25 protein-coding genes and 1 pseudogene are annotated in these 25977 nt (G+C 72.0%); 15 read left to right on the top strand and 11 right to left on the bottom strand.

The genetic code is table 11. The features are described 5' to 3' along the window. Positions 1-65: 65 nt before the first annotated feature. The 4 genes from ACZ6ZP_RS15960 to ACZ6ZP_RS15945 are packed head-to-tail and all read left to right on the top strand — an operon-like array spanning position 66 to position 3554. The gene (locus ACZ6ZP_RS15960) at positions 66-485 is read left to right on the top strand and encodes a DUF7144 family membrane protein (RefSeq protein WP_351156037.1); all 420 of its coding nucleotides are present in this window, start codon (positions 66-68) and stop codon (positions 483-485) included. Positions 486-497: 12 nt separating this feature from the next. Continuing rightward, entirely contained in the window at positions 498-1517 is a 1020-nt protein-coding gene (locus tag ACZ6ZP_RS15955; RefSeq protein ID WP_361464664.1) for a polyphosphate kinase 2 family protein, read from the top strand. Then, positions 1514-1807: a hypothetical protein gene (locus tag ACZ6ZP_RS15950; protein WP_469407130.1), complete on the top strand. Its 294-nt coding sequence runs from the start codon at positions 1514-1516 to the stop codon at positions 1805-1807. Before ACZ6ZP_RS15955 ends, ACZ6ZP_RS15950 begins: the two co-directional genes overlap by 4 nt. A gap of 7 nt (positions 1808-1814) precedes the next feature. After that, positions 1815-3554: a SulP family inorganic anion transporter gene (locus ACZ6ZP_RS15945; protein WP_361464669.1), complete on the top strand. Its 1740-nt coding sequence runs from the start codon at positions 1815-1817 to the stop codon at positions 3552-3554. A gap of 10 nt (positions 3555-3564) precedes the next feature. Here ACZ6ZP_RS15945 and ACZ6ZP_RS15940 read toward each other — a convergent pair whose 3' ends face one another. From ACZ6ZP_RS15940 to ACZ6ZP_RS15930, 3 genes are read right to left on the bottom strand one after another with little or no spacing between them, the layout of a single operon-like run. Then, a complete protein-coding gene (locus ACZ6ZP_RS15940; protein WP_361464671.1) occupies positions 3565-5067 on the bottom strand; it encodes an alpha-amylase family protein in 1503 nt (500 codons plus the stop codon). After that, positions 5064-7760, bottom strand: a complete 2697-nt coding sequence (locus tag ACZ6ZP_RS15935) for an MGH1-like glycoside hydrolase domain-containing protein (protein ID WP_366463461.1) — start codon at positions 7758-7760, stop codon at positions 5064-5066. The genes ACZ6ZP_RS15940 and ACZ6ZP_RS15935 overlap by 4 nt, the downstream gene beginning before the upstream one ends. A gap of 19 nt (positions 7761-7779) precedes the next feature. Further along, positions 7780-9213, bottom strand: coding sequence for a hypothetical protein (locus tag ACZ6ZP_RS15930; RefSeq protein ID WP_361464676.1), 1434 nt, complete (start codon positions 9211-9213; stop codon positions 7780-7782). Between the two features lie 134 nt (positions 9214-9347). On the opposite strand from ACZ6ZP_RS15930, the gene ACZ6ZP_RS15925 reads away from it, so the two are divergent. From ACZ6ZP_RS15925 to ACZ6ZP_RS15915, 3 genes are all read left to right on the top strand, one after another. Then, on the top strand, positions 9348-9902 hold the full coding sequence (locus tag ACZ6ZP_RS15925; protein WP_469407127.1) for a DUF1269 domain-containing protein: 555 nt from the start codon (positions 9348-9350) through the stop codon (positions 9900-9902). Then, positions 9902-10387 (top strand): DUF1269 domain-containing protein, encoded by a 486-nt coding sequence (locus ACZ6ZP_RS15920; protein WP_351156057.1) that lies wholly within the window; start codon positions 9902-9904, stop codon positions 10385-10387. Before ACZ6ZP_RS15925 ends, ACZ6ZP_RS15920 begins: the two co-directional genes overlap by 1 nt. A gap of 165 nt (positions 10388-10552) precedes the next feature. Continuing rightward, positions 10553-12853, top strand: a complete 2301-nt coding sequence (locus tag ACZ6ZP_RS15915; RefSeq protein WP_361464680.1) for a winged helix-turn-helix domain-containing protein — start codon at positions 10553-10555, stop codon at positions 12851-12853. Positions 12854-12896: 43 nt separating this feature from the next. Here the strand turns inward: ACZ6ZP_RS15915 and ACZ6ZP_RS15910 are convergent, their stop codons facing one another. Together ACZ6ZP_RS15910 and ACZ6ZP_RS15905 are read right to left on the bottom strand one after the other, a co-directional pair. Then, a complete protein-coding gene (locus ACZ6ZP_RS15910; protein ID WP_469407125.1) occupies positions 12897-13241 on the bottom strand; it encodes a LuxR C-terminal-related transcriptional regulator in 345 nt (114 codons plus the stop codon). Between the two features lie 251 nt (positions 13242-13492). Beyond that, positions 13493-13756 (bottom strand): hypothetical protein, encoded by a 264-nt coding sequence (locus ACZ6ZP_RS15905; protein ID WP_351156063.1) that lies wholly within the window; start codon positions 13754-13756, stop codon positions 13493-13495. A gap of 182 nt (positions 13757-13938) precedes the next feature. On the opposite strand from ACZ6ZP_RS15905, the gene ACZ6ZP_RS15900 reads away from it, so the two are divergent. Continuing rightward, complete coding sequence (locus tag ACZ6ZP_RS15900; protein ID WP_351156065.1) at positions 13939-14400, top strand: DUF7144 family membrane protein; 462 nt, start codon at positions 13939-13941, stop codon at positions 14398-14400. Between the two features lie 25 nt (positions 14401-14425). On the opposite strand, the gene ACZ6ZP_RS15895 is transcribed toward ACZ6ZP_RS15900, so the two are convergent. Further along, the gene (locus ACZ6ZP_RS15895) at positions 14426-15730 is read right to left on the bottom strand and encodes a diacylglycerol/lipid kinase family protein (RefSeq protein WP_366463465.1); all 1305 of its coding nucleotides are present in this window, start codon (positions 15728-15730) and stop codon (positions 14426-14428) included. A gap of 124 nt (positions 15731-15854) precedes the next feature. Between ACZ6ZP_RS15895 and ACZ6ZP_RS15890 the strand changes: the two genes are divergently transcribed. Further along, positions 15855-17261 (top strand): DUF2252 domain-containing protein, encoded by a 1407-nt coding sequence (locus ACZ6ZP_RS15890; protein WP_361464687.1) that lies wholly within the window; start codon positions 15855-15857, stop codon positions 17259-17261. Positions 17262-17314: 53 nt separating this feature from the next. On the opposite strand, the pseudogene ACZ6ZP_RS15885 reads toward ACZ6ZP_RS15890, so the two are convergent. Further along, a pseudogene (locus ACZ6ZP_RS15885) lies at positions 17315-17983 on the bottom strand (YhjD/YihY/BrkB family envelope integrity protein); the annotation flags it as partial. 193 nt (positions 17984-18176) lie between these two features. After that, a complete protein-coding gene (locus tag ACZ6ZP_RS15880) occupies positions 18177-18692 on the bottom strand; it encodes a hypothetical protein (RefSeq protein ID WP_351156074.1) in 516 nt (171 codons plus the stop codon). A 443-nt stretch (positions 18693-19135) separates the two neighbouring features. Here ACZ6ZP_RS15880 and ACZ6ZP_RS15875 point away from each other — a divergent pair, with 443 nt between their 5' ends. Next, positions 19136-19513 carry an STAS domain-containing protein gene (locus ACZ6ZP_RS15875; protein WP_366463466.1) on the top strand — a complete coding sequence of 126 codons (378 nt, stop codon included), beginning with the start codon at positions 19136-19138 and terminating at the stop codon, positions 19511-19513. A 95-nt stretch (positions 19514-19608) separates the two neighbouring features. Next, entirely contained in the window at positions 19609-20163 is a 555-nt protein-coding gene (locus ACZ6ZP_RS15870) for a DUF6069 family protein (protein WP_351156079.1), read from the top strand. A gap of 19 nt (positions 20164-20182) precedes the next feature. Here ACZ6ZP_RS15870 and ACZ6ZP_RS15865 read toward each other — a convergent pair whose 3' ends face one another. After that, positions 20183-21091: a LysR family transcriptional regulator gene (locus ACZ6ZP_RS15865; RefSeq protein ID WP_351156081.1), complete on the bottom strand. Its 909-nt coding sequence runs from the start codon at positions 21089-21091 to the stop codon at positions 20183-20185. 103 nt (positions 21092-21194) lie between these two features. Here ACZ6ZP_RS15865 and ACZ6ZP_RS15860 point away from each other — a divergent pair, with 103 nt between their 5' ends. From ACZ6ZP_RS15860 to ACZ6ZP_RS15845, 4 genes are all read left to right on the top strand, one after another. Continuing rightward, positions 21195-21281 carry a putative leader peptide gene (locus tag ACZ6ZP_RS15860; protein ID WP_351157927.1) on the top strand — a complete coding sequence of 29 codons (87 nt, stop codon included), beginning with the start codon at positions 21195-21197 and terminating at the stop codon, positions 21279-21281. Between the two features lie 239 nt (positions 21282-21520). After that, positions 21521-22075, top strand: a complete 555-nt coding sequence (ssuE, locus tag ACZ6ZP_RS15855; RefSeq protein WP_351156084.1) for an NADPH-dependent FMN reductase — start codon at positions 21521-21523, stop codon at positions 22073-22075. A gap of 93 nt (positions 22076-22168) precedes the next feature. Then, the gene (locus tag ACZ6ZP_RS15850) at positions 22169-23350 is read left to right on the top strand and encodes an SfnB family sulfur acquisition oxidoreductase (RefSeq protein ID WP_469407121.1); all 1182 of its coding nucleotides are present in this window, start codon (positions 22169-22171) and stop codon (positions 23348-23350) included. A gap of 41 nt (positions 23351-23391) precedes the next feature. Continuing rightward, positions 23392-24537, top strand: a complete 1146-nt coding sequence (locus ACZ6ZP_RS15845; protein WP_469407119.1) for an LLM class flavin-dependent oxidoreductase — start codon at positions 23392-23394, stop codon at positions 24535-24537. A gap of 13 nt (positions 24538-24550) precedes the next feature. On the opposite strand, the gene ACZ6ZP_RS15840 is transcribed toward ACZ6ZP_RS15845, so the two are convergent. Further along, the gene (locus ACZ6ZP_RS15840) at positions 24551-24991 is read right to left on the bottom strand and encodes a VOC family protein (RefSeq protein WP_383824194.1); all 441 of its coding nucleotides are present in this window, start codon (positions 24989-24991) and stop codon (positions 24551-24553) included. A gap of 160 nt (positions 24992-25151) precedes the next feature. Continuing rightward, the gene (locus ACZ6ZP_RS15835) at positions 25152-25817 is read right to left on the bottom strand and encodes a M15 family metallopeptidase (RefSeq protein ID WP_351156092.1); all 666 of its coding nucleotides are present in this window, start codon (positions 25815-25817) and stop codon (positions 25152-25154) included. Positions 25818-25977: the final 160 nt, after the last annotated feature.

Raw genomic sequence — 25977 nt, 5'->3', positions numbered from 1 at the left:
GTCGGGGGCAACACTCGGGGCACAGCGGTGCAATCGGCACCCTCGTCGAGTACGGAGGTCCTGTCATGGCCACCTCGACCACTCAGCACCATCGCTCCGACACCGTGCAGGCGGCGGCCGCCGGGCTGACCATCTTCGCGGGGGTGCTCCTGTTCATCTCCGGTTCCTTGGACTTCTGCCGGGGTCTGATGGCCGCCCTCGAGGACCAGGTCTTCGTCAACACGCCCGAGTACGTCTTCCAGTTCGACCTGACGGCCTGGGGCTGGATCCACATGGCCATCGGAACGATCGCGGTCATCGTGAGCTTCGGCCTGTTCGTGGGCTCCAAGTGGGCCAGGATCACGGGCGTGGTCATCACCGCGCTGATGATCATCTCCAGCTTCCTGTCCCTCCCGTACCACCCGCTGTGGTCCATCACCCTGATCGCGATGGGCGGGTTCGTCATCTGGGCCCTGTGCGTGGTGGAGAAGGACACGCTCTACTAGCCGAGGTGGCCCATGAAGCACGGACGGGGGCGCTCGGACGATCGGGCGGAGCGCGACGATCGGGCAGAGCGGATCGCTGAGTTCATCGCGCCGCTGCGGGTCGAACCCGGCTCGAAGGTGGACCTGGCCAAGGACTTCGATCCCGCCCACAAGGCGGGCATCAAGACCAAGAAGGACGGCCAGGAACTGCTCCGCAGCGGCGTCACCCTGCTGGCCGACTACCAGCGGCGGCTGGCCGCCCAGGGCACGCACGGCGTCCTGATGTGCCTTCAGGCGCTGGACGCCGGGGGCAAGGACGGCACGATCCGGCACGTGATGAGCGGGGTGAACCCGCAGGGCGTGCACGTGGCCAACTTCCGGGTGCCGTCGGCCGAGGAGCTGGGCCACGACTACCTCTGGCGCTACGTCTGCCACCTGCCGCGCCGCGGGGAGATCGGCATCTTCAACCGGTCGCACTACGAGGAGGTCCTGGTCGTGCGGGTGCACCCCGAACACCTCACCCGCCAGCGGCTGCCGGACGAGGTCCTGGGCAAGAAGATCTGGCGCCGTCGCTACCGGGAGATCAACGGCTGGGAGCGGCATCTGACGGACAACGGCTTCAGGATCGTCAAGCTGTTCCTGAACCTGTCCAAGGAGGAGCAGCGCATCCGCTTCCTCAAACGGATCGACGTCCCGGAGCGGAACTGGAAGTTCTCGGCGGCGGACGCCCGCGAACGCACTTGGTGGGACGCGTACCAGACGGCGTTCTCCGAGATGCTGTCCGCCACGAGCACGTCCTGGGCGCCCTGGTACGTGGTGCCCGCGGACCGCAAGTGGTTCGCGCGCGTCTGCGCGGCGGCCGTGCTCGCCCACACCCTGATCGACATCGACCCGCGGTATCCGGTCATCGACGACAAGAGCCGGCACGCACTGGAGGTGGAGAAACAGCGACTGGAGGACGAGGCGCCCGCCGTTGCGGCACCGGACCCGCACGCGGCACGGGCCGCCGCGGCCGCCCGGCGCCGCAAGGGCGATCGGGGGCGGGCGCGATGACCGCGCGGGTGGCCGCGCGGTTCGCCGATGACGGGCCCCGCTGCCTGCCGCAGGAGCGGACCAGCAGCGGTCGGAGCCGCTTCCCCGGTCGGTACACCTCGTCCACGCAGATCGTCCTCGTCGCCTCCGCCGCGGTGTCGCTCGCGATCCAGGAGGGGGGCGCCGCGGTGGTTCTGCTCGGCCTGACCGTGCTGAACGCGGTCATCGGACCGGCGGAGGCGGCGGTCGTGGGGGACGTCGTCCTGCTCGTCCCCGCCCGCCACCGGCCGACCGGCGCCGGGCAGGGGTGAGCGGCCGGTGCGCGGGACGCCTCCCGGGCTCAAGACGCTGCGGACCTACCGCCGGGAGTGGCTCCTGAAGGACCTGGTCGCGGGCGTCGTCCTGAGCACCCTCCTCGTGCCGCAGGGCATGGCCTACGCCGAACTGGCCGGCCTGCCGCCGATCACCGGTCTGTACACCTCGGTGCTCTGTCTGCTCGCGTACGCCGTGGCCGGTCCCTCCCGCGTCCTGGTGCTCGGCCCCGACTCCTCGCTCGGCCCGATGATCGCCGCGACGGTCCTGCCGCTGCTCGCCGCCGACGGGGACAGCGGGCGCGCGATCGCGCTGGCCTCGATGCTGGCCCTGATGGTCGGCGCGATCACGCTCCTGGCGGGGGTGGCACGGCTCGGATTCGTCGCCGACCTCATCTCCAAACCGACCATGATCGGCTACATGAACGGGCTGGCCCTGACCATCCTCATCGGGCAGTTGCCAAAGCTGTTCGGCTTCTCCACCGATGCCGACGGGCTGATCGGCGAGGTGGACGCCTTCGTCGACGGGGTGACCGACGGACAGGCGGTGGCGGCCGCCGTCGCGGTCGGCGGTGGCTGCATCCTCCTGATCCTGCTGCTGCAACGGCTGCTGCCGAAGGTGCCCGCCGTCCTGGTCATGGTGGTCCTGGCCATCACCGCATCCGTCGTCCTCGATCTGGACGAGCACGGCGTGAAGACCGTGGGCCGGCTCCCCGAAGGGCTGCCGCCGTTCACGGTGCCGCACATCGGCTGGGACGACCTGGGCCCGCTGTTCGTCGGCGCGCTGGGCATCGCCCTGGTGTCGCTGGCCGACACCATCTCCAACGCCTCGGCCTTCGCGGCCCGCACCGGGCAGGAGGTCCGCGGCAACGACGAGATGATCGCGATCGGCTCGGCGAACGTGGCCGCCGGCCTGTTCCAGGGGTTTCCCGTGAGCACCAGCGGCTCCCGCACGGCCGTGGCCGAACGGGCCGGGGCCAAGACGCAGCTGACCGGGGTCGTCGGGGCGGCGCTCATCGTCCTCATGCTCGTCCTGCTGCCGGGTCTCTTCCGCGATCTGCCGCAGCCCGCGCTCGCCGCGGTGGTCATCACGGCCTCCCTGTCGCTGGCCGACCTCGCGGGTACCACGCGGCTGTGGCGCCAGCGCAAGGCGGAGTTCTGGCTGTCCATCGCGGCCTTCCTCGGGGTGGCCCTGCTCGGGGTGCTGCCGGGGATCGCCGTCGCGGTGGGCCTGTCCATCCTGAACGTCTTCCGGCGCGCGTGGTGGCCCTACAGCACCGTGCTGGGGCGCGTGCCCGGCCTGGAGGGCTACCACGACGTGCGGTCGCACCCGGGCGCCCAACTGCTGCCTGGCCTGGTCATCTTCCGCTTCGACGGGCCGCTGTTCTTCGCCAACGCCAAGTCGTTCCGCGACGAGGTCCTGCGGTACACACGCGCCCGGCCGGCGACGCGGTGCGTGCTGATCGCGGCCGAGCCGGTGACCGACGTGGACACCACCGCGGCGGACATCCTGGAGGAGCTGGACGCCACGCTCCGGGAGCTGGGCGTGGACCTGGTCTTCGCCGAGCTCAAGGACCCGGTGCGGCGCAAGGTCGAGCGCTACGGCCTGACCCACACCTTCGACGCCCGCCGCTTCCGCCCCACCGTGGAAGGCGCCGTGGAGGCGTTCCGGTCGGACAACGGAGCGCACTGGGCCCCGGCACACCGGGAGGCCGGTGACCGGGGCCAGAACGGAAGCCAGAACTGAGCGGGTTCCGCTAGGGCGAGGTCCGGGACGCGCCCGCCTCGACGACCGAGAGCAGATGCGTGCCCCACGGCGGCAGATCGACGTAGAGCCCGTCCGCCACCAGCTCCGTGCCCGGCCGCTCGTACCGCTCGGCGTCGAGCAGGCCGCTCAACTCCCAGGCGCCCTCGGTCAGTTCGCCCCAGGGCAGCCGGACGCGTGCCTGGGCCCGATGCTCCGAGAGGTTCACCACGGTCAGGAACCGGCCCGCCTCACCCGACCAGCACGAGGCGATCAGGGCGCGCCCTGAGTCGTTGTCGGGCCAGCCGTCGCTCTCCAGGAGCTGCCACCGCCCGGTCCGCATGGCGCTGCGGTGCACGGCCGAAAGGAGCCGCTCGTGGAACGCCCGCAGGGAAGGATCCGGCGGTTCGTCGGGGCGGCGGTCGAGGAAGACCGGCAGATGGACGCGGCGCCCGGTGAACTGGCCCTCGTGCCAGAGCGTGGCGCCGGGCAGCGTGGCGATCAGGACCGCCGCCGCCCGCTCCTTGGCCGGGTGCATGGTCCGCGCGGCCCGCGGCTCGTCGTGGTTCTCCAGGAAGCGGACGAGCCGGCGCTGGTAGTGCTCGTCGGCCCGCAGATGCGCGCGCACCGAATCGGCGCTCTCGCTCAGCACCCGGTCGTAGAGTCGCTTGTCGTAGCAGAAGTCGAACCCCTGCTCCTGCAGGGCCCATTCGAGGTCCCAGTACGCCTCCGCGGCGAAGACCATGTGCGGGTGGCGGCGGCGCACGGCGGTCACGACCTCGGGCCAGAACTCCTCCTGCGGCGGGCTCCCCGCCCGCTCGCCCCACGTGCGCGCGAAGACGTCGTTCATCAGGAGCATCGCCATGTCGCAGCGCACCCCGTCGCAGACCCGCCCGATGCCGCCGAGCACCTCCGCGGTCGCCCGCCGCAGGGCCGGGGCGAAGGCGTTCAGCTGCACCACGTCCGGCCAGGGCGGGAAGAACGGGTCGCGGCCCCGCGCGAGCACGGCGCGTCCGGTGTCGAGGAACCCGGCCGGATCGCGCATCGCGTCCTCGGCGTCGCCCTGGACGAAGTACTCGGGGTGCTCGGTCACCCAGGGGCTGTCGGGGGCCACGTGGTTGGGCACGTAGTCCAGCAGCAGCCCCACTCCCCTGCGGTCGAGTTCGGCGCGGGCGGCGGCCAGTCCCTCGGCGCCGCCGAGCGCCGCGTCGACCTCGTAGCGGCGGATGCAGTACGGCGATCCCGCGATGTCCTCCTCGCCGATGTCCGGGACGGCCTCGGCGAAGGCGCCGCGCAGCGCCGGGTTCTCCAGGGCGATGGCCCGCCCCCGCGGACTGCGCTCCCAGACCCCCATCAGCCAGACGGCGTCGATCCCGGCGGGCGTGATCTCGTCCCACACGTCCTTGGGCACGTCCGCCAGGCCGGCCGGGCCGCCGCCGGTGCGCAGCCCGATCTCCCGCAGCCAGACGCGGGTGTTGACCTCGTGCACGACGGGTTGCGCGGGCAACTGGGTCATCGGTTCTGCCTCCTCGCGGGCCCGGAGCGGAAGTCGTCGGGGCCGAGCGTGCCGAAGATCTTCATCAGGGCCGCGACGAGAGCGGTCCAGCCGGTCTGGTGCGATGCGCCGAGGCCCGCGCCGTTGTCGCCGTGGAAGTACTCGTAGAAGGTGATCAGATCGCGCCAGTGCGGGTCGTCGGTGAACTTCGCCTGGCCGCCGTACACCGGCCGGCGTCCGTCGTCGCCGCGCAGGAAGATCCGGGAGAGCCTGCCGCTGATGTCCTCGGCGACCTCGTACAGGTTCTTCCGCACCCCCGAGCCGGTCGGGCACTCGACGGTGAAGTCGTCGCCGTAGAAGCCGTACAGGTTGAGCAGTCCGCGGATGACGAGGGCGTTCATCGGCAGCCAGACCGGGCCTCGCCAGTTGGAGTTGCCGCCGAACATGCCGGTGTCGGACTCGGCGGGCAGATAGCCGACCCGGTACTCCTGACCGTGCACCCAGAACGTGTACGGGTGCTCGGCGTGGTGGCGGGAGAGCGCCCTGATGCCGTAAGGGCTGAGGAACTCGTCCTCCGACAGGAGCCGGGCGAGCACGCGCACCAGTTTCTTCTCGTCCAGGACCGACAGCAGTCGCGGTCCGCCCGCCGTGCCGGCCTGCGCCGCGGTCAGGGTCACCGACAGCGAGGGGTGGCGCGCGGCGAACCGCCGCAGCCGGTCGCCCAGACCGGAGAGCCGCGCCAGCTGGTCCGGCTGGAAGACGGTCGAGGCGCACAGCGGCAGCAGGCCCACCATGGAGCGGACCTTCAGCCGCACCGCCTGACCGTCGGGCAGCCGCAGCACGTCGTAGAAGAACCCGTCCTCCTCGTCCCACAGCTCGTCGTCGAGGTCCCCGATGCGGTCCATCGAGGCGGCGATCCACAGGTAGTGCTCGACGAACTTCAGGACGAGGTCCTCGTAGGCCGCGTTGTGCTCGACGAGTTCCATGGCGATCTGAAGCATCGACTGGCAGTACAGCGCCATCCAGGCGGTGCCGTCCGCCTGCTCCAGGGTGCCTCCGGTGGGCAGGGGGGCGCTGCGGTCGAAGACGCCGATGTTGTCGAGGCCGAGGAAGCCGCCCTGGAAGATGTTGCGGCCTCCGGGGTCCTTGCGGTTGACCCACCAGGTGAAGTTGGTGAGCAGCTTCTGGAAGGTGCGCTCGAGGAAGGCGTGGTCGGCGTGGCCGGTCGTGCCCTTCTCCATCGTGTACACGAAGTACGCGGCCCAGGCGTGCACCGGCGGATTGACGTCGCCGAAGTTCCACTCGTAGGCGGGTATCTGGCCGTTGGGGTGCAAGTAGGCGTCGCGCAGCAGCAGTTCGAGCTGCTCCTTGGCGAAGCCGATGTCGACGACCGACAGGCCCACGGCGTGGAACGCCAGGTCCCAGGCTGCGAACCAGGGGTACTCCCACTTGTCCGGCATCGAGACGATGTCGTCGCTGACCATGTGGAACCACTCGCCGTTGCGCAGCCCCGGCCGTGGCGGGCTCCATGGGGTCATGTCGTGCTCGCTCAGCCACCGCTCCAGGTCGAAGGCGTAGTACTGCTTGGACCAGAGCATCCCGGAGAGCGCCTGGCGCATGACGCGTGCCTCGTCCTCACTCGCGCCCTCGGGGGTCAACTCCCGGTAGAAGGCGTCGGCTTCGGCGATGCGGTCCTTGAACACCGAGTCGAAGCCCCGGTCCAGGGAGAGCTTCGCGCCCGCGGGGCCCATCCGCAGCCGGAGTGTCTGCGAGCCGCCCGCGGGAACGCCGAGCACGTGGTGGGCGGCCGCCTTGGTGCCCTCCCGCTCCGGGTTGACGGCGCTCTCGTCCCCTTCCACGACGTAGCGGCCGATGGCGTTCTTGACGTACGGGGTGGCGTTGGGCGCGCCGAACAGCCGCTCGTTGTCGGTCTCGTTCTCCGTGAACAGCAGCGGCACGTCGCCGCACCGCAGGTCGTAGCTGCCGAGCTGCGGGTGGTCGGCCCGGATCGTGGCGGTCGAGCGCGGTCCGTCGACCGCCCGCAGGCGCGGCCTGTCCTCCTCGTCGTGCTGCTCGCCCCAGGACCAGGTGTTGCGGAACCACAGGGTCGGCAGCACGTGCAGGGTCGCCTCGTCGGGGCCCCGGTTGTCCACGGTGATCCGCATCAGGATGTCGTCGTGGTCGGCCTTGGCGTACTCCACCGTCACGTCGAAGTACCGGTCGTCGTCGAAGACACCGGTGTCCATGAGCTCGTACTCGAATTCCTGGCGCGTGCGGTCCCGGTTGACGGAGACGAGGTCGTTGTACGGGAACGCGGCCTGGGGGTACTTGTACAGGTACCGCAGGTAGGAGTGGCTGGGGGTGCTGTCGAGGTAGAAGTAGTACTCCTTGACGTCCTCTCCGTGGTTGCCCTCGCCGTTGGTGAGGCCGAAGGCGCGCTCCTTGAGGATCGGGTCGCGCCCGTTCCACAGGGTCAGGGCCAGGCACAGGCGCTGCTTCTCGTCGCAGATGCCGCCCAGGCCGTCCTCGCCCCACCGGTAGGCGCGCGAACGCGCGTGGTCGTGCGGGAAGTACGACCACGCGTCGCCGCCGGCGCTGTAGTCCTCGCGGACCGTCCCCCACTGCCGTTCGCTCAGATACGGGCCCCACAGTCGCGACCGTCCGCTCCCGTCGCCGTTCGGTCCGATCCGCCCGGCGTGCGTCCGCGTCTTCATGCGCGTCTCCCTGCCTCGGTCAACCGGATGCGCCAGTCTTCGCGGGGGCCCGAGGACCCGCCTCACCTTCCGGGGGTGAGCCCTCCGCCCGGGCGACGAGGGTGAGCCCGATCTCGTACGCGGCCAGCAGCGCGCCGACCACGAACAGCGCGGTCCACGACGACAGCAGCAGCGCGATCAGGGCCGCGAGGACCACGCCCGACACCCGCAGCACATCGGCGTGCCGGGCCAGCCACGGCCGCACCCGCGCACCGTCGGTGAGGCGTTCGCCGGCCTTGGCGACGAAGTGGCCCGTGGCCCGCGCCCCCTGCGCCGTGTACCGACGCAGCGCCACCGGCAGCCGCCCCGGTCCCACCAGGTACGCCAGGACGGCGATGCCGACACCCAGCCACAGCAGCTGGTCGCCCCGGTCGCGCAGGGTCGTGAACACGGTCCACAGCACGGCGCGTACGCCTTCGCGGTAGACGCCGGGCGGCACCTGGCCGAGCAGTTGGTCCCGCACCGCACGCAGCACGGTCGACAGCACCGTGACGGTCACCACCAGCCACAGGCCGAGCTGGAGGAGGGTGCGCCGCCGGTGGGGCGAGATCCACAGGGCGAGCCCGAGCAGCACCGGCACGGCGATCACCAGGCCGACCACGGCGCGCTTGAACATCAGGACGGAGTCCTGGAGCTGGCCCAGTTCGTTGCGGTTGTAGAGCCGGACCTGGGCGAAGTTCTCGGGCAGCGACACCCCCAGCGCCTGCTCGACGCGTTCGTGCAAACCCGGCGGGATCTCGCCGGAGGAGAGAGCGGGCAGGTCGAGCTTCTTGCCGAACAGGGTGGGCAGCTGCTCCTCCAGGGACCGCAGCAGGTTGTTGACCATCGGCAGCAGGTTCAGGGTGACCGTGTCGCCGTGCACCCGCACGTTGTCGTTGCGTTCCTCGAGCACGGCGACGATCCGCGCGTGGGCGGCCCGGTTCGTCGCACGCCACAGCTCCTGGAAGCGGTCCGTGGCGATGAGCTTGGAGATCGAGTCGCGCAGATAGTCGTGGACGGCCCCGGTGACCGGAGCGGCGAGGAAGGACGCGCGCGGCGGAAGCGCCTCGGACAGCCTCTGCTCGACGTCCAGTTGGTCGAAGATCTCACGCGCCAGATACGTGGAGACGGCCGCGTTCACGTCGGGGTCCTCGGGCAGCGGCCCCACCGTGGCGATCCAGCGGTCCGTGTTCAGCGTGGTCCGCCCACCCCACACACCCACGATCGAGGTGACGGCGAGGACGGCGACCAGGGCGATCAGCACGGCCGCGACGGCCCGCCGGACGGACAGCAGGCGCACCCGGCGCCGCCGCTCGGTGCCCGCACGCTCCCGCAGCTCGCTGACCTCCGCCCGCAGGCGCTCCAGTTCGGACTCGGTGGCGCTGTCCCGGACGGGCCCGTCGCCGTCCCGGCCCGGTGTCTCTTCATGCGTCATGGGCGTCGTACCTCCGACTCCCACCGTCACCGCGCCCGCGCCCGCCTCCCTCACCTGCGGCGGGTGACGCGCGGCCCGGGCTCCGCCGCTGTGATGACGGCCGTGACGGCGGCAGTTGCCCGAGAGGAGACACGATGGTTGGGATCGGACCGGTACAACTCCTGACGGTCGAGTTCGGACCCGACGCCAAGTTCGAGGGGCGCATCATCGAGGAACTGGCGATCCTCGAGGCGAACGGACAGATACGCGTCCTGGACATGCTCTTCGTCCGCAAGGAGCCCGGCGGAACTCTCTTCACCCTCGACTTCCAGGCCGAAGGCATGGGCGAGACCGTCGCCGCGCTGCTCGGCATCTCGAGCGAGCAGGTCAGGGCCGCGCAGGAGGCGTACCCGAGCCTGGCCGAAGGCAACGCCTTCGGCCTGACGCTCTCCGAGATCAGGGAGATGGCCGACTCCCTCGATCCGGGGGCCGCGGCGGCCTTCGTCCTGCTGGAGCACGTCTGGGCCAAGTACCTGCGCAAAGCCCTCCGTGACGCCGGCGCCGTCCCCGTCGCCGAGGGCTTCCTCACCGATGAGGCACTGGCCCCCGTACTCGCCGAACTCACGGCGATGGCACAGAAGCTGGGCGACCCGGTCACACCCGAACCACGGCCGGACCCGCCGAACCGCAACCACCGGAGGAGGGCCTGATGGCCGATCTCGTCGTGCTCGGATTCTCGGACAAGGAGAAGGCGGAGGGAGTTCTGCGGCTCGCCAAGGAACTGGCCCGCCAGGAACTGCTCGACCTGGAGGACGCGGCGCTGGCCTGGCGGACCATGGACGGCAAGCTCCATGTGCGCCAGACGTTCAGCACCACGGCCACCGGCGCGGCCGGCGGCGCCCTGTGGGGCTCGCTGTTCGGCCTGCTCTTCCTGATGCCGGTGTTCGGTGCCGCGGTGGGGGCCGCCACCGGCGCCGTCGCCGGAAAGCTCACCGACATCGGCATCAACGACGCCTTCGTCAAGGAGACCGCCAGCGCCCTCGAACCGGGCCGCGCCGCCGTCTTCGCCCTCGTCCGGCGCTCGACACCCGACCGCGTGCGTGACGCGGTGCGTCCCTTCAACCCCACCGTGATCCGTACGTCGCTCACCAAGGACCGGGAGGAGGAACTGGTCGAGGCCCTCCAGGCGAAGTGACCGAACCCGCGGCCCGGCGCTCCGGGCCGGGCCGCCCCGGCAGGCGCCATCTCCACCGGCATATTTCACCCGGGTGAGATGGCGCTTGCCGTGCGTTCGCCCCGCGCCGCCGACCCCATACTTGCCGCAGCCGCACCATGTTGCTCCGAGAGCGAGGTGCCGCCCATGGCCGAGTGCGCAGGCCCTGCACGCGATCCCGACCCCGACCGGGCGTCCGTCGGCACGGCGCCCTCGCTGCCCACCTGGCTCGTGCCAAGGCCGCGCCTGACGGACCGTCTCGCGCGAGGCGTCCTGGGACCGCTGACCGTGATCGTGGGTCCCGTCGGCGCCGGCAAGACGGCCCTCGCCCTGGAGTGGGCGCACACCCGGCGGCTGCCCGGCCCGCTGGCCTGGGTCACCTGCGACGGCCGGGCCGAGCAGTCCTGCGTCTTCTGGCCGCGCGTGATCGGCGCGCTGCGCGAGGCGGGCGTGGACGTGCCCGAATCCGTCACCTCGGAGGCGGAACCGCTGCTCGTGGCGGCGCTCGCCGCCGATCTGCACCAGCGCGGCGAGCCGGTGGTGCTGGTCCTCGACGACTTCCAGCCCGCTCCCGGCTCCGCGATCGCGGACGGGGTCAGCAGCCTCCTGCGGCATCTGCCGGGGGTGCTGCGCCTGGTGGTGCTCGCCCGCCGGGACCCTCCCCTGCATCTGCGCCGCGGCAGACTCACCAGCGAGGTCACCGAACTGCGCACCGGCGACCTGGCCTTCGACGACCGCGAGACGGCGGCCCTCCTCGCCCAGCACGGGATCGACGTGCCCAAGCAGACGGTGAGCACGCTGCGGCGGCGCACGGACGGCTGGGCGGCGGGGCTGCGGCTCGCCGCGATGTCCATGGAGAAGCGCTGCGATCCCGAGCGGTTCGTGACGCAGTTCGCCGGCGACGACGAGGCCATCGCCAGCTACCTCGTCGAGGAGGTGCTCGACCTGCAGCCCGACGGCATGCGCCGCCTGCTGCTCACGACCAGTGTGCTGGACCAGGTGAACGCCGAACTGGCCGTCGAGCTCTCCGGCGAGGACGCGGGCCGGCACTTCGCCGCCCTCGTCCGGGAGAACTCGTTCCTGCAACCCGTCGGGCAGGGCTGGTACCGCTGCCACCAGATGTTCGCCGACGTACTGCGGATGTGCCTGCGCCACGAGAAGCCCGGCCTGGTGGCGCCGTTGCACCGCCGCGCGGCGGCCTGGCTCGGCGAGCACGGTCTCCTTGCCGACGCCGTACGGCACCTGCTGGCTGCGGGCGACTGGGACCAGGCGGGGCGGCTGATCGTGGACCGCCTTGCGATCGGCCAGGTGCTCGGCCTGACCAAGCTGCGGCTGCCGAGCGAGCTGACCCGGCGGCTGCCCGAGCAGCCGCCGACGGAGAACCCCGAACCCGCGCTGCTCGCCGCGGCGGTGGCCCTGGCCCACGACGACGACCAGGGGTGCTGCCGGTACCTCGACCTCGCCGAGCGGCTGCTGGCGGACCTGACCGCGCAGGAGGACCGCGCCGTCCGGTGCCGCCTGGCCCATGCCGTGATCCGCATGGACCTGCTGCGCTCCCGCAGCCCTCAGGAGGCCGGCGCCGCCGCGGCCGACGCCGAGTCGGCCCTCGCCCGCCTGCCCCACGCGGCCCTGGCCCAGCACCCCGAGATCCTCGCCCTCACCCTGGCGATCCGCGGCGGCGGCGAGTTGCGGACCGGCAGCCTCAAGGCGGCGGAGGCCTCCCTCACCGGAGGGCTCAAGGCCGCGGGCGCGGCGGGTAACGGCGCGCTGCGCAGGGACTGCCTCATCGAACTGGCGCTGCTCGACGCGCTGCGCGGCCGCTTCCGGGCCGCCGACGAACTGGCCGCCCAGGCCACCCAGCCTCCCCTGCCCGCCTGGACCGTGGCGGAGCGCTCGCAGGCGTCCCTGCGTCTCGTGCGCGCCTGGGTGGAGCTGGCGCGTGCCGAACCCGGCCGGGCCCGGCACGAACTCGCCGGGGCCAAAGCCGTGCTGGGCGCCTTGCCCGACGTCTTCCTCTCCGAGGTCGGGTCCCTGGTGGCGGGGCTCGCCAAGGCCGTGGAGCAGGGTGGTTCGGCGCCCGCGCCGATCGCTGACGTGGTGGCCGCGTCCCGGCTGCCGCGCAGCGTGCTGCGGGCCATGGGGCCCGCGTGCGTGTCCCTGCTCGACTCCGCCCGTCACAGGATCGCCGTCACCCCCGTGCAGCAGCGCACGGCCCGGCCCACCCTCACCCTCATGAGCGCCCCGGCGGCACCCACCGAGCGCCTGAGCGCTCGGGAGCGCGACGTCCTGAACCGGCTGGCGCAGATGATGACCACCGAGGAGATCGCCGAAGAACTGTACCTGTCGGTGAACACGGTGAAGACGCACCTCAAGAGCGTCTACCGCAAGCTCTCCGTGACGCGGCGCTCGGCCGCCGTCCGGCGAGCCCGCGAACTCCAGCTCCTGTGACGGTGATTCGTGGCTGTGACGGCGGCTTCCCCCGTCCGGCCTCCTATACGAGCCCCAGCACGCGAGCGCGCCGTACGGCCTCGGCCCGGGAGGACACGCCCAGCTTCCGGTAGACGGCGCGGACGTGGCTCTTGACGGTGTTCACCGAGACGTACAAGCCGTCGGCGATCTCCCGCAGCGGCACTTCCTGCTGCAACTGGTGCAGCACGGTCAGCTGACACTGCGTCAACGGCTGCGGGGCAGGCGGTGCGGTCCGCCCCGGCTGCGGGGGCACCAGGGCGAGCACGGCCGCCGCCTCGCCGACCAGCGCGCCCGCGCTGCGGAGATCACCTACGTCCCCCGCGATGCGCACCAGGGTGCCGGCGACCCACACCAGACAGGTCGTCACCGTTGAATCGGCCGCCGGATCCTCCCCACTCAGCAGGTGCAACCGCCCGTGTAGGACGGACACTTCCCCCGCCGACCCCCTGGAGCCGGCTCCCGGCTCGGTGCACAGCGCCGCGGACATGCCCCTCACCTCCCCATGTGCAGGGCATTACCCCTACACCGTGGGGGGCCCGGCACGGCTGTGGAAGAGTCCGGTCGGCCCTTTTCGAAGGTGGCTCGTCCGGACCTCCTGCGCTGTCTGGGCCCCGCGGCCTAGGTGCTGGGTCCGGGAACCCGGCGCACCTCGAGAAGTTCGAGGCCCAGCGCCTGGATGCGGTCGAGAATCCCGTACAGGGCGGCCTGGTCGAGTCCCACGCCGAACAGCACCGTTTCGGCCGGGCGCAGCACGACCGTCAGCTCTCCGAACGCCGACCGGAAGGCCTCGCCGATCCTGCCCCGGACGCGGATCTCGAAGTCGGCCCCGCCGGCTGGTGTCGCGGCCGGTCCGGGCCCCGAGTCGTCCTGTGCCCCGCCCATGACGACACCTCCTGTACGACGGCCTGGCCATCGGCCGCCATTCTCGTGGCCGCGTGGCCGACGGCATCACCTTGCGCGGGTGACGGCGGCGCCACCTGGGCTTCCGGGCTCATCCGTTGCGGGTGAACCGGCCGGGCGGAGCCGGGCGGGATGCTCCGGGTCCATCGAGGAGGAGGTTCGACATGGCAGAGCAGATCCGTCCGGACCAGGCGCGTTCCAGTGCGCCCGAACCGCAGCCCCATGTCAGTCCGGTCGCCGTCGGCGGAGTCGTCTTCGCGGTGTGTGTGCTCGGCATCATCGGCGCGTTCCACGCGATCGCGGGGCTCACCGCGATCCTCGACGACAACTTCTACCAGTCGCAGAACGACTACCCGTTCGACTTCGACGTCAACGTCCGTGGCTGGGTCCAGATGCTCACCGGCGTCCTGGTCTTCGCTGCGGCGTTCAGCATCTTCAACGGCCGCACCTGGGCCCGTGCGGTCGGCATCGCCGTCGCGGGGTTCAGCGCGTTGGAGAACTTCTTCTTCACCCCGTACTACCCGGTGTGGTCGGCCATCATCATCGCCCTGGACATCCTGGTGATCTGGTCGCTGACCACGTACGGGCACCGTCAGGCGCACAAGGTCTACGGGGCGCCCCTCTAGCCGGTGTCCGATCGCTGCCGGCCGCTCAGCTCCGGGAGGTCAGCCCGAGCCTGCCGATCTGGCGCCAGTCGAGCCGCGGCCGCTCCCGGTAGGTCCCCGGCCGCAAGCGGGGCACGATCACCCGCAGGGCCCCGGGCCGCACCTCGCAGTGCACGGGGACGCTCAGCCGCACCGCCTCGCCGTCGATGCCGACCGGGATCTCCTCCTGGTCGGCGTCGACGACCACGGAGGTGGCGGTCGCCCGGGTCAGTCCGGTGGACTGCCCGGCGCGCAGCAGCCCGGCGGCCTGTGCGGCGCTCGTGACGCGCACGCCGACGCAGCCGAGGATCCCGCCGTCCAGCCGCGTGCGGCGGCCGAGCCCCGCGATGTCGTTCGTGCCGTAGGGGTTGTTGCTCACCAGCAGTGCCTGCGGGTCCGTGAACTCGTGCTCCCCGGCCCGCGCCGTCAGCCGCGCGCCCCGGTGGCCCATGAGGAGGTCGGGCAGGAGCTTGAGGGTGGTGCGCGTCTTGCCGTCGCGGTAGGCCGGGCTCTGCACCACCTCGGCATACGCGCCGAACGACACGTTGTTGACGAAGGGCCGCCCGCCGGCGCGGCCGAGGTCCACCCGCAGTTCCACCCCGTCGTGCAGGGCGTCCAGGGCCTTCGACGGGTCCTCGCGGTCCAGGCCCAGGTCGAGGGCGAAGTGGTTGCGGGTGCCGGCCGGGATCACCAGGAAGGGCAGGTCGAGGGAGGCGGCCACCTCGGCGACCAGCGCCTGGGTGCCGTCGCCGCCGGCCACCCCGAGCAGATCGGCGCCCTCGGCGGCGTACTTGCGCGCGAGGGCCGCCACATCGGTCTCGCCGCGATACTCCAGAAGCACCACTTCGGCTCCCAGCGCGCCGGCCCGCCGGCTCAGGGAGAACCGGCGCACCTTGCCGCCGCCGGAGCGCGGATTCATGATCAGGACCGGGTGGCGGAACGTCGCGGCCGGCTGCTCGGGCATCGGCTCCGGGGCCTTGTGCCGGGTGAGAGCCGCTCGTCCCGTGCCCGCCGCCAGGAGCCAGAGCGCACCGGAGACCAGGACCACCCAGGTGAGCCGGGCCTGTGTGTACTCCACCAGTACCCAGATCGGCGTGGTGATCGCGAGCAGCACCGCGAGGACCCGTGGCAGGCCTCGCCTGCTGAGGATCCACCAGACCGCGGCGGCCGTGACCGCCAGGCCCGCGAGCCCCACCCCGAGCAGCGCGAAGGTCTTGAACCCCGCGAACACTCCCAGGACCAGCACCGCGGCAGCGGCGGACGCCAGGGACGCACGGGCCAGCCATCGCTGTCCTCGCATCGTCGGTTCCATGTCTCTCAGTCTGTGGCCTCGGAGCGCGTCGGGCCTCACCCCTGGGAGGCGACCTCACACCGGCGGGGTGACGCCGGGCGGCGCGACCGCGCCCAGAGTCCTTTGCGCCTGGAGGGAGCGCACCATGACCGAGACCACGCACCGTCACCTCACCCCGCAGGAGCGGGCGGCCCGGGGAAGGGCGGCCCGGTCGCGTGCCCGGCGGTCCGAGCACGCCGAGTTCGCGCCGGCGCCGGGCCGGCCCGACCCGGTCGACGTGATCGAGCGGCAGTCGGTGAGCAGGCTCCTGGAGCTCGTGCCGATCCGCTACGGCCGCATGCTCGAATCGCCGTTCCGGTTCTTCCGCGGGGCCGCCGCCATCATGGCCACCGATCTGGCCACCACCCCGGACAGCGGGCTGCGGGCCCAGCTGTGCGGAGACGCGCACATGCTGAACTTCCGGCTGCTCGCCTCACCGGAGCGGCGGCTGATGTTCGACGTCAACGACTTCGACGAGACGCTTCCCGGACCGTGGGAGTGGGACGTCAAGCGTCTGGTGGTCAGCCTCGTCATCGCCGGGCGCGAGAACGGCTTCGGCACGGCGGAGCGGGCCCGCGTGGTGCGCGCCACGGTGCGCTCGTACCGCGAGTCGATGAGGAAGTTCGCCCGGATGCGGACCCTCGACGTGTGGTACTCGCGGATCGACGCGGATGACCTGTACGCGACGATGTCTGCCAGGCTGGACGCGCGAGCACGGCGCAGGGTCTCGCGCACGCTCAGCAAGGCCCGCACCCGCGACCACCTCCAGGCCCTGGAGAAACTGGCCCGGGTCGTCGACGGCCGGCTGCGGATCACCGCCGACCCGCCCCTGGTCACACCCCTCGACGAGCTTCTGCCGGGGGTCGAGCGCAAGCAGCTCGAGGACCAGCTGCGCGAGCTGGTCGACCGGTACGCGCTGACGCTCCCCGCCGACCGCCGGGCGCTGCTGGCCCAGTACCGCGTGGTCGACATGGCCCGGAAGGTGGTCGGGGTGGGCAGCGTGGGGACCCGCTGCTGGATCATCCTGCTGCTGGGCCGTGACGACAGCGATCCGCTCATGCTCCAGGCGAAGGAGGCGCAGGCGTCGGTGCTCGCGGAGTTCGCGGGCGCGAGCAGCCACCTCAACCAGGGGGAACGGGTCGTCGCCGGCCAGCGCCTGATGCAGGCGACCAGCGACATGTTCCTGGGCTGGGAGCGGGTCGAAGGGCTCGACGGCCGCGAACGCGACTTCTATCTGCGGCAGTTGCGGGACTGGAAGGCCATCCCGCAGGCCGAGCTGATGACCCCGGACGTGATGCGGCTGTTCGGCCGGATGTGCGGCGCGACCCTGGCCCGCGCGCACGCGCGCTCCGGCGACCGGATCGCCGTCGCCGCCTATCTGGGCGGCTCCGATTCCTTCGACCGGGCCCTGGCACGATTCGCCGAGTCGTACGCCGACCAGAACGAGCGCGACCACCGGGCGCTGGCGGCGGCGGTGCGGGAGGGCCGGGTGACCGCAGCGGCGGCGGAGTGAGGCTCCGTCCGCCCGCCGAGCCGTCGGCGCAGGAACTCCTCCTGGGCGAGCATCCGGCCGACGGCGACGCCGAACACGACGACGGTGAAGAACAGGATCAGCCAGGACAGCACGGTGAACACCGAGCCGAGTGCCCCGTAGCGCTCCTCGCTCAGCCGTAGCGCGCGGGGCAGCCACAGCCCCGAGAGCGTGCAGAAGGAGACCACTCCCGTGCCCGTGAGGACGGCTCCCGGCAGCAGGGGCAGCCAGGGCACCCGGCCGACGAGCAGCAGGTGCTGGGTCCACCACCACATCAGGACCGACGCCGCCAGTTGCAGGGGGATGCCCAGGACGGGGCCGGCTCCGAACGCCCGGTGCAGCACGCCCTGCACGATGAGCATCGCGATCCATACGAGGAGCCAGACCGCCCAGCGCCAGGCGACGAGCCGCACACCGGGGCGTGGCAGGTCCCAGGAGCGTTCGCACATGCGCTGCAGGGCGCGGGTGAAGGCCGTCGCGGAGAGCAGTGCGACCAGCACGCCCGCCGCGCCCCAGCTGTGCAGCACGGTGTCCCCGCCCGCGGTCGCTTCCTCGGCCCGCGCCACCACGGGCCCGCTCGAACCGAGCAGGGTGCGCAGCGAGCGAAGCAGTTCCTGCCGGACGGCCTGCGGGCTGAACGAGGCCACCGCGATGAGCATCGGCAGCGCGGCCAGGAACGCCTGCGCCGCGAGGCGGGTCGACATGTCGAGGAGGGTGACGCGCACGAGCTGCTGGACGATGCGCCCCGCCAGCGGCCGTGCCGCACCGGCGATCGGCATGACGGTGTCCTCTCGTAGCAGGAGCTCGCTCCTGCCGGACACCTTCCGATCCGGCGGCGCGTGGCACGTCGCCCGCCGCGGGTGACGTGCGCCGGTGACCGTGTGCGGCGGCCCGGGTTCAGGGTGGTGCGGAGGCCGTGTGCCAGGCGGCGCAGAGGGCCAGGCGCAGGTGTCCGTCCGGGGTGCGGTGCAGTTGCAGGCCGTCCGCCCGCGGGGTGGCGAGCAGCGGGTCGACGCCGGGGCGCAGTCCCGCGAGTTCGAGGGTGTCGTGGCGGGACACCGGCAGCCAGGCGGGCGGCCCCGGGCTCTTCCCGTCGTAGTCGGTCACCGCCAGCGTGATCCGTGCCTCGTGCACGCTGATGAGCAGACGGATGCGCTCCGCGCTGCTGTGTCCGATGACGTAGTGCGCCGCGACGCGGGCCGCGTCGCTCATGCGGTGCGCCAGTGCCCTCGATGCGCCGGATGCCGTGAGAACGGCCGCGGCCACTTCGCCCAGGACGTCCACGGAGTCCCCCGCCCGCCCGGCTTCCAGGGCGAGGGCCGTCAGGTGCCCGTCCCGCTCGGCGGCCCCCGCGGTGTCCTGGTGCCGTGTGGTGATGCGGGGCAGCCTCGCCATGCGCACGGTCCGTCCCATCGACGCCTCCCCACGCCGTGGAAACAGAGAACAGCATGCGCACCGTCCGCGGGCAGGTCGTGCCCGCCCGGAGCAGGTGCGCGTCCACCGAGGTCGCCGGGGTCCAGGGCGTGGCTTCGACGCTACGGCGGCTCCCCCGCGCGGTCCAGGCCCATTGGCGCCATTGCCCCTTGCCCAGGGCCCACCAACTTCACGGCAATATCAGCGAGTTGCCCCGGACATGTGCCGAACGCAGCCCGATGGGTCCATGATGGAAGCCTCTCACCTCCCTGCCCCACCAGGGCAGATGAGGGATGCGCGGACCGCTGGCGCGGCCCGGCAAGCGGCTGTGTCGCGGCCTGGCCCCCTCGGTTCGCCGCGCACGATCACCCCGGTCCCCGGTGAGCCTGTTCCCCTTCCTTTCTCGGCACATGTCAGGCCTCGTCCACACCGAGGATGCCACCATGATCGACGGCTCCCCGCCCGCCTCCGCCGGGCACCTGCACACCTACCGCACACAAGGCCACCTGGTACTGGAGTTCCACGGCGAGATCGACGTCAGCGCCGCGCTCGACATGGCTCCGGCCTTGGACGCCCACACGGCACGGCCCGCCCTCACCGCGATCATCGATCTCAGTCATGTCGAGTTCTTCGACTGCTCGGGGTTACGTCTGCTGTGCCGGGCCCGGCGACGCATCCTGGAGCACAGCGGACAGCTGCAACTGGTCTGCGCCCATCCACTGACCCTGCAGATCCTGCGGGTGACGGGCCTCTACCCGGTCTTCGCCCCCGTACCGCGTCTCGCGGACGCCCTGGACCGGCCCGACACGGAAGCCGGCTGACCGGGCCCCACTCGTGTGGCGGCTGTCCGCTGGTGGTGTGGCCGCACGCCGGGACGATCGGAAGGAACGGGTCCCGCGAGGAGGGGTAAGGCCACATGGAGCCATCACGTCAGCCCTACGGCTACGAGTCGGGGTACGACCACGGGTCGCCGCAGGGCTACGGCGGGCCGTCCGGCTACGGACAGCCTTCCGAGTACGGGCACCAGCAGCAGCCGCCCCCGCGGCGCGGCGTCGATGCCGGCCGGCTGTGGGTCGGCGGCCTGGTCACCGCGCTGGTCGCCGCCCTCACCGCCGTCGTCGGACTGCTGCTCGTACGGGGCGTGCTCGGTATTCCGGTCTTCGCGCCCGAAGGTGACGGCGCGATGGGCGACGCCTCGACCGGGCTGCTGGCCGGCAGTGCCGCGCTGGCCGCCCTGGCGGCGACGCTCCTGCTGCATCTGCTGGTGCTCGGCACGCCCCAGGCCGACCGGTTCTTCGTCTGGATCGTCACGCTGGCGACCGTCGTGATGGTGCTGCTGCCCTTCACCTTCTCCGCGTCGCTCGAGGCCCAGATCGGCACGGCGGCCGTCTACTTGGCCATCGGCGTGGCCATCGGCTCGCTGCTGTCAGCGGTGGCGCGCGGGGCCCTGCGCGGCGGTCAGGGGCGGTAGGGCGCGGCTCCCCCGCGCCTCACGGACGTTCCCTGAGCTCCGCGGCCCTGGTCACGAACGCCGCGTACAACTCCCGTACGGCGCGCGGGAAGGACTCGCTGCGGCGGCGCTGGAGGACGACCAGGACGCGGGTGGTCTCGTCGGTGAGCGGGCGGTGCGTGATCATTCCGGCCCGCTCCAGCGGGTCGCCGATGACGCTGAAGTCGGGCAGGAGCGCGGCTCCGAGGCCTTCGGCCACCATCAGCTTGCCCAGTTCCGCGCCGTCCGTGGAGTACGCGAAGGACGGCGGGGAGCCGCCGAGGAGGCGGTGGGCGTAGCGGTGCATCACGTAGCCGGCGCGCATCGCGATGAACGGCTCCGTCGCGAGGTCGGCGGGCGACACGGCGGCGAGCCGGGCCAGCGGGCTCTCCGGGTGCAGGCAGACGACGGGCCTGCCGCGCAGCAGCTCGGTGGTGTCGAAGTCGGGCGGGGTGTCGTCGCCGTCCAGGTAGTTGACCAGGCCCAGGTCGAAGCGGCCCTCGCGCAGGCCCCGGTGGATGTCGTCCTGCTGCGAGCCGACCATCTCCACCTGCGTCGCGGGGTGGGTCTCCCGAAAGGCGCGCACGGCGGGGACCAGGAGCGGGGCGGTGGCCGCGTTCACCGTGCCGACGCGCACCACGCGGCTCGACTGGTGCTGGTCGTGCGCCGCCCTGCGCAGCCGGTCGACCGATTCCAGTACGCCGATGATGTGCGGCAACAGCTCGCGGCCCTCGTCGCTGACCTTCGCCCCGGAGCGGTGCCGGTCCAGGAGCGAGACGCCGAGCTCCCGCTCCAGGTTCCGCACGGTCTCGCTCAACGCGGGCTGCGAGAGGTGGAGTTCACCCGCGGCGCGACGCAGTGAGCCGAGCCTGGTGACGGCCTCGATGTACTCGAGCTGCTCTGTCCGCATCCCGCGCGCCTTTCACCGAACCCCCGCTGTGGGAGGGAAACCCTATCAGGGCTTAGTGATTACCGACTCGACGCCCGTGGGGGCAGCTGCTTGAATCGAGGACATGAACGCAGTGCGACCCCACCTCACGCGGCGACGGTACGTCGACCTCGCGCGGGTGTGCAGCGCCTGCTGTCGCCGCTGTCACTGAGCATCCGACGGGCACTCCACCGCTTCTCGTGCGCCTGTCGCGCGCCTGAACTCCGCTTCCCGCCGGGCCCGTTGACGGCCCGCGCGATGTTCTGACGGAGCACCCCGCTCGGATCGAAGCAGCGCCGCGCCCTTCGCGATCGCGCGTTTCCGCAGGGTCTGCGCGCCTGCCTCCCTTCGCCCTTGCCAACCGCCTCGCTCCACCGGCCCCTGCGGCCGCGTACCCGAAGGACTTCCGCCATGGCCACCGTTCTCACGCTCACCGGCAGCGCCTCCGCCCCCGGCTCGTCCCGCACCGCGCGTCTGGTCCAGCACCTGGGCCGCGGCCTTGCCGCACAGGGCCATCGCGTGCAGACGCTGGATGTCCGCACGCTGCCCGCCGACGCGCTGCTCTCCGCGGACACCTCGCACCCGGCCGTCGCCGATGCCGTCGCCCTGGTCGAGAACGCCGACGCGCTCGTGGTCGGCACGCCCGTCTACAAGGCGGCGTACTCGGGGGTCCTCAAGACCTTCCTCGACCTCCTTCCGCAGTACGCGCTGCGCGGCAAGCCCGTCCTGCCGCTGGCCACCGGCGGCTCCCCCGCCCATGTCCTTGCCGTCGACTACGCGCTGCGGCCCGTCCTCACCTCGCTCGGCGCCGAGGTCGCCCAGGGCTGGTTCGTCCTTGACCGCCACATCACGGCCGCCGACGACGGGACGGTGAGCCTCACGCCGGACGCGGACGCCGGTCTCACCCCGGTCGTCGACCGCTTCCGCGAGGTGCTCGCGGAGCCGACGCGGCTCGCGGCGGCCTAGCGGTAATCGGCTTTCCCTTCCGCGCCGATCAGGACGATCCGGCCCCCACGTCCTCCCCCGCACCCCGCCCCAGCACTCCGAAAGGTCCGCCCCATGCCCCGCATCCCCGCATCCGACGCGGAGGCCATCGCGATCGCGCGGCAGATCGCCGAGCGTCTGGCCGCCGACGACGCGCGACGCGACGCCGAGCGCGATCTGCCGTACGACGAGGTGCGCGAGCTCACCGAAGCCGGGCTCTTCACGCTCTCGATCCCCCGCTCGCACGGCGGGCCCGAGCTGAGTGCCCGCAGTCTCGGCGAGGTGTTCACGGAGCTGACGGCCGGTGACGCGAGCATCGGCCAGATCCCGCAGAACCACTACTTCTTCGTCAACGTCCTGGCCCACGCGGGCACCGAGGAACAGCGCGTCTTCTTCTACCGCGAGGTCCTCGCGGGGCGGCACTTCGGCAACGCTCTCTCCGAACGCGGCACCCGTACGGCCCGTGAGTTCGCCATCGGCTTCGAGCGGCACCCCGACGGCGGCCGCGTCCTGGACGGCACCAAGTTCTACGCGACCGGATCGCTGTTCGCGCACTGGATTCCCGCGTACGCCAACGACGAGGAGGGACGCACCCACGCGGCCTGGGTGCCGGCCGACCACCCCGGTGTGCGCGTCGAGGACGACTGGAACGGCATGGGCCAGCGCACCACCGGCAGCGGCACCGTGCGCTTCGACCAGGTGCGGGTGCCCGCCGAGCACATCGTGCCGGTGTACCCGATCTTCGAGAAGGACGAGGTGTTCGGCGCCTTCGGCCAGTATCTGCACGCGGCCATCGACACGGGCATCGCCGTCGGCGCCCTGCGCGAGGGCAGGCGGCTCATCCACTCGCTGGCCCGCCCCCGCCTGGAGGCGGGCGTGGAGCGGGCCGCCGACGAGGGAGCCGTCATCGACGGCTTCGGCGAACTCGCCCTGAAGGTGCGCTCCGCGCGCGCCCTGCTGCGCGAGGCCGGTGACGCCCTGGACGCCGCCCGCGCCGAACCGACCGAGCGGAGCGCCGCCGAGGCGTCGGCGGCGGTGGCCGCCGCACGCGCCCAGTCGGACGCGGTGGCCCTGGCCGTCTCCAGCGGCGTCTTCGAACTCATCGGCACCCGCGCCGCGGACCGCGACCTCAATCTGCACCGGCACTGGCGCAACGCCCGCACCCACACCCTGCACGACCCGCGCCGCCTCAAGCTCCGGTACCTGGGCGGCTGGGAACTCAACGACACTCCGCCGCCCCGCAACGGCCTGGTCTGAGACCGGTCTCGACGTCACGATCACGAAGGACGTTCCCACCCATGCCCCTGACCTTCCACTGGTTCCTGCCCACCAACGGCGACAGCCGCCACATCGTCGGCGGCGGCCACGGAGTACCCACCGGCGCCGCCGGGGGCGACCGCCCCGCCAGCCTCGCCTACCTCACCCAAGTGGCCCGTACAGCGGAGCAGTTGGGCTTCGAGGGAGCGCTCACCCCCACCGGCGCCTGGTGCGAGGACGCCTGGCTGACCACGGCGATGCTGGTCGAGTCGACCGAGCGGCTGAAGTTCCTGGTGGCCTTCCGCCCCGGCCTCGTCACGCCGACCCTCGCCGCCCAGATGGCGGCGACCTACCAACGGCACTCCGGCGGACGCCTGCTCCTCAACATCGTCACGGGCGGCGAGGACCACGAGCAGCGCGCGTACGGGGATTTCCTCGGCAAGGACGACCGCTACGCCCGCTGCGACGAGTTCCTGCACATCGTCCGCTCCCTGTGGCGCGGCGAGACCGTCGACTTCCACGGCGAACACGAACGGGTGGAGCAGGCCCGCCTCACCCGCCTCCCCTCCCCCATCCCACCGGTCTACTTCGGCGGTTCGTCGAGGGCGGCGGGCCCGGTCGCGGCCCGGCACACCGACGTGTACCTCACCTGGGGCGAACCGCCGGCGCAGGTCGCCGAGAAGATCGGCTGGATCCGCACACTGGCCAGGGCCGAGGGCCGCGAGGTCCGCTTCGGCATCCGCCTGCACGTCATCGCCCGCGACACGGCCGAGGAGGCCTGGTCCCAGGCCGACCGCCTCCTGTCGGGCACCGACCCGTCCGTGATCAGCGAGGTGCAACAGGGTCTGGCCCGCTCGGGCTCCGAGGGCCAAAAACGCATGCTGGCCCTGCACGGGGGCTCCACCGACCGCCTGGAGATCCACCCGAACCTGTGGGCGGGCATCGGCCTCCTGCGCGGCGGCGCGGGCACGGCCCTGGTCGGCTCCCACACCGAGATCGCCGACCGCATCGCGGAGTACCACGCCCTGGGCATCGACGAGTTCGTCCTCTCGGGCTACCCGCACGTGGAGGAGGCGTACTGGTTCGGCGAGGGCGTACTCCCGCAACTCGCGGCGCGAGGCCTGTGGCACCACCCCGTGGCGTCGTCACTCGACGAGACACCGGCGGCGGTGCCGTTCGCCTCGTGAGCGGATACGACACTCAGCCCAGTTGCTCGGCGAGACCGACGATGATGCCCTCCGGACCCCGGACGTAGCAGAGCAGATAACTGTCCTCGAACCGGGCGATCTCGCCGACCAGTTCGGCGCCGTGCGGGCGCAGGCGGGCGACGGTGTCCTTGAGGTCGTCGACGGCGAACATGACGCGGTGCGTGCCCAGGATGTTGTGCGGCTTGTCGCGCGGCCCGGCGCTGATCGCCGCGGGGCTGCGGTACCTCGCCAGTTCGAGCCTGCTGTGACCGTCCGGGGTCCCAACCATCGCGATGTCGCAGCGGACGCCGTCCAGTCCGGTGCACTGGTCGGCGACGAGGCCCCCGACCTCCGCCCTGCCCTCCAGCTCCATACCGAGTTCCACGAAGAACGCGATGGCGGCATCCAAGTCCTCGACGACGATGCCGACGTTGTCCATCCGCTGAATGGCCATGCTCGCTTCTCCTTCATCCTCGCGCGGCCGGTGGTGGCCGCTTCTGTCCCTGGGACGGAGTCGGTGGCACGTTCTCGACATGTGCAGACCTCCCAACTCCAAGGAATCTGGATCGCGCCTCAGGTGACATTCATCCGGATGTACCAGCGACCGGGGAGGCTCAGGTCGCCGGTGCGTCGAGCGTCATCGGGCCGTACCGCGCGGCGGGGGCCTGGGTCGCAAGGGCCCAGTAGCGGTCGCCGTAGGACCAGTGCCACCACTCCGTGGGGTAGTTGACCAGGCCTGCCGTGGCCAGGGCCGCGGTGAGGGTGCGGCGGTTGCGGCGGGCGGTCGGGGTGATGCGGTCGCAGTCCATGTAGCAGGCGCCCTCGCTCTCCTCGGGGCTAGCGTTCACCGGGGTGCCCAGGTCGAGTTCGGTGCCGGAGGCGGTGCACAGCGTGAGGTCGACCGCGGCGCCCGCGACGTGCGGGCCCACTTCGGGCGGCGAGAGGGAGCGGCTCGTCTGCCGGTGCAGGTGCGCGTCCGACCAGTCGGGGTTGGCCTGCCTGAGCTCGGCGGCGTACTCCTCGAAGTACTGGATCTGCAGGGCCAGCGGCCGGTATCCCTCGGTGACCAGGAGGCGCAGTCCCTCGGGCAGCAGCCGGGCGGCGCGGGCCAGCCGCCAGGCGACGCCCTCCCGCAGCTGGGCGTAGGCCCCGTCGGGATCGGCCAGGCGGTCGTCGACGTCCACGAAGGGCAGTTGGCGCAGGTCGACGAGGGCTTCGCCGCAGTCGTCGACCGGGATGCCGACGACTCTGGGGTCGTTCATGAGGATGATCGACGACATGTTTGGCCCCTTCATGGCGACGGTGGCGGGCACAGCTCCGGGGACGGGCTGCCCGCCCGCCCCCGGAGTCCCCTCCGTGCCCTGGCAGGGGCTCTACGCGCCGAGCGGCCCACACGACCGACGGTGTCGGTGGTGTGGGCCGTACGAGGCATCAGTGGCC

This window comes from Streptomyces sp. NPDC054047 (assembly GCF_055585065.1).
This window is presented reverse-complemented; position numbering and strand designations above follow the sequence as displayed.